This is a genomic window from Ancylomarina sp., assembly GCF_041555295.1.
In the GTDB taxonomy this organism is placed as follows: Bacteria; Bacteroidota; Bacteroidia; order Bacteroidales; family Marinifilaceae; genus Ancylomarina.
Window position 1 is genome coordinate 1 of the sequence record NZ_JBFFKR010000362.1, and the last position, 2,856, is coordinate 2,856.

Consider the following 2,856-nt stretch of genomic DNA (forward strand, 5'->3'; position numbering starts at 1 on the left):
CATGTCTACCTTCAGTGGATCGGATGTAGTTGGAGTTTTGGAGGCCTTTACACAATTAATTCCTCAGTTGTTGAAAGATAATACAAGTGTTGAATTGGGCGATTTAGGGACCTTTTCACTTCATATTTCAGCCGAAGGGGTCGATTCGGAGGAACAGGTAACACGTTATCGCATTAAGAAAAGTACAATTGCTTTTCGTCCCAGTAAGCGATTGAAGCAAGATATTGCAAATGTTGATTATCGAAAAATTCCGAAAAAATGAAAAAGAATATCCCAGATGGAAAAGTTCGATTCCATAATTTTTTATAAAAAGAATTTGAGATCATTCTTTTTCATCGGGAACATGTTTGTATAGAACAACTCTATCTGTAACAAGCTTTTCGTAATCCTCTGATTCGCCTGATTTAAATACACGAATGACTTTTCCTTCGCAATTCCAAAGCGTAACTCCAAAAGCTAATCTGACTCTTGGGTCGGTAATCATCACATAAAAGACAGTTTCTTTCTTGTAGGAGGCTTGGTAAATTGTTTTCACTACATCGCTATCCTTTAAAGATTCTTTTACCGTTTTGAGCCAAGCTAAATCTTCAAGTGGGTTTTGTACTCCACACTTTAATGTGTCATTGCTACTGGCGTCGCATGATGAAAATCCAAGAAACAGGATTAGTACAGAAGTAATTATTTTCATGATTTTGTATTTTTCCAGAATTTGACTGTTGATGAAGGTAGTCATAAATCTTTACTTGAATGATGATTTATTATCTTCGCAATTGCAATTAACTTAAACACATATAGACAAATGACTATTCAAAGAATTGATTCAACGCCTAGAATGAGCCGTATTGTAGAACACAATAATACGATATATTTATGTGGGCAAACTGCAAAAGATGCTAATGCTGATATAACACAACAAACCATTACGACTCTTGAAAAAGTAGAAGAATTGCTTGAGAAAGCTGGATCAGATAAAAAACACATTTTATCTGTTACCATTTATGTGCGCGATATGAAAGATTTTGCTGCAATGAATGAAGTTTGGGATAACTGGGTAGAGGATGGACATCAACCAGCACGAGCTTGTGTTGAAGCTCGCATAGCACGACCAGAGTTATTAGTTGAGATGTCAGTAATTGCTGCAAAGAAATAATCTGGAATTATAAAACCAAGTCATTAATCTCAGTTTTGATCTTATTCAAAACTGGGATTTTTAGCATTCACAAATTTAAAATTTCATTGAATTAGATTATTAGAGAATTTCTTCTTTATTTTGTATCAGATAAGAAGGTCCTTTAATATTTAAAAGATTCTGATCAGTTTTTCTAATAATTTGAAAAATGGAAAAAATTAAGCATATTCCTGAAAATGGAAAGAAACGGGTTGTAATTATTGGTGGCGGATTTGCTGGATTAAAGCTAGCTCGACAATTGGCAAATACAGCCTATCAAATCGTCTTAATTGATAGAAATAATTTCCACCAGTTTCAACCCTTATTTTATCAGGTTGCAACTTCAGGATTGGAACCCAGTTCTATCGCATTCCCTTTACGTAAAATTTTTCAGAAACGTCAGAATGTCCATTTTCGAATGGCAGATCTATTAGAGGTTAATACAAATATTCAGGAGATTTATACAAGTTTGGGTAAACTTAAATACGATCATCTGGTTTTGGCCACTGGTGTTGATACTAATTATTTTGGCAACAAAAATATAGAGCAATTTGCTATCCCGATGAAATCAGTTTCTGAGGCGATTTTCCTTAGAAATTCGATTCTTAGAAATTATGAGAAGGCTCTTAATGAGTCAGATCCTGAAAAAGCTGCCAATTACATGAATATTGTTCTGGTAGGAGGAGGACCAACGGGGGTAGAGTTGGCCGGAGCTTTAGCAGAAATGAAATCTGAAATTCTTCCTAAGGATTATCCAGAGCTGGATTTTTCATTGATGAATGTGTATTTGTTCGAAGCATCGGGCCGATTGCTAAATGGCATGTCGGATATCGCATCTGAGAAAGCAGAAGCCTATTTGAAGAAATTGGGTGTGATTGTAAAAACTGAAGCACGTGTAGCTGACTATGATGGATTAGCAATTAAACTTGATAGTGGAGAGGAGTTTCATTCTTACACTTTAGTTTGGGCTGCTGGTGTCATTGCAAATCCGATTAAAGGAATTTCTGAAATTGCAGCCTCACGAGGGGGGCGTATTCGAGTTGACTTATTTAATAAAGTGTCAGGCGTGAATCATGTATATGCCATTGGTGATTTGGCTATTCAAAAAGAGGGTGATTTTCAAAATGGACATCCTCAGGTCGCTCAGGTTGGTTTGCAACAAGCAAGTCATCTTTCTAAAAATTTAAAGAATTATCTGCTGAATAAAAGTATGAAGCCTTTCCATTATAAGGATAGGGGTTCAATGGCTACAATTGGTAAAAATTTGGCTGTTGCCGATTTGCCAGGAATGAAAATGCAAGGCTTCTTTGCTTGGCTTTTATGGTTATTCGTTCACTTAATGTCTATAGTTGGTGTGAAAAATAGATTCTTTATTTTAATTAATTGGGTCTGGAATTATTTCACATCCGATCAATCCTTGCGAGTTTTAATAAGACCTAAAAAAAGAAGTTTTACTGATCGAGCTTCAGAAAAGCATCAGGAAATAAAAAAAATAAATCTAAACTAATTGATTTTTATATTCTTAAAGGCACTAAGCATTCATTTGCTTGGTGCTTCTTCATTTTTGTGGCACAAGCTTTGCAGTGTAGAGCAATAATAAGAGTTATATATCAGTTTAAGATTTGTCCTTACCAGAGGATGACTGATTTTTTTTAAACTTAAATACAATTGCCATGAGAAGATCGATA

Annotated in this window: 4 protein-coding genes; 3 read left to right on the top strand and 1 reads right to left on the bottom strand. The window is 35.0% G+C overall.

Going from position 1 to position 2,856, the window contains the following annotated elements; translation table 11 throughout:
* The coding region (locus ABY905_RS15920; protein ID WP_372645651.1) for an HU family DNA-binding protein at positions 1-262 on the top strand (262 nt) is incomplete at its 5' end.
* A 60-nt stretch (positions 263-322) separates the two neighbouring features.
* Here ABY905_RS15920 and ABY905_RS15925 read toward each other — a convergent pair.
* On the bottom strand, positions 323-688 hold the full coding sequence (locus ABY905_RS15925; RefSeq protein WP_372645653.1) for a hypothetical protein: 366 nt from the start codon (positions 686-688) through the stop codon (positions 323-325).
* Positions 689-799: 111 nt separating this feature from the next.
* Here ABY905_RS15925 and ABY905_RS15930 point away from each other — a divergent pair, with 111 nt between their 5' ends.
* Together ABY905_RS15930 and ABY905_RS15935 are read left to right on the top strand one after the other, a co-directional pair.
* Positions 800-1,150, top strand: a complete 351-nt coding sequence (locus tag ABY905_RS15930; RefSeq protein ID WP_372645655.1) for a RidA family protein — start codon at positions 800-802, stop codon at positions 1,148-1,150.
* A 187-nt stretch (positions 1,151-1,337) separates the two neighbouring features.
* The gene (locus ABY905_RS15935; RefSeq protein ID WP_372645657.1) at positions 1,338-2,675 is read left to right on the top strand and encodes an NAD(P)/FAD-dependent oxidoreductase; all 1,338 of its coding nucleotides are present in this window, start codon (positions 1,338-1,340) and stop codon (positions 2,673-2,675) included.
* Positions 2,676-2,856: the final 181 nt, after the last annotated feature.

Excerpts from the sequence above, each read along its gene's own strand:
- ABY905_RS15925 (WP_372645653.1), bottom strand. The coding sequence starts at position 688 with ATGAAAATAATTACTTCTGTACTAATCCTGTTTCTTGGATTTTCATCA.
- ABY905_RS15930 (WP_372645655.1), top strand. The coding sequence starts at position 800 with ATGACTATTCAAAGAATTGATTCAACGCCTAGAATGAGCCGTATTGTA.
- ABY905_RS15935 (WP_372645657.1), top strand. The coding sequence starts at position 1,338 with ATGGAAAAAATTAAGCATATTCCTGAAAATGGAAAGAAACGGGTTGTA.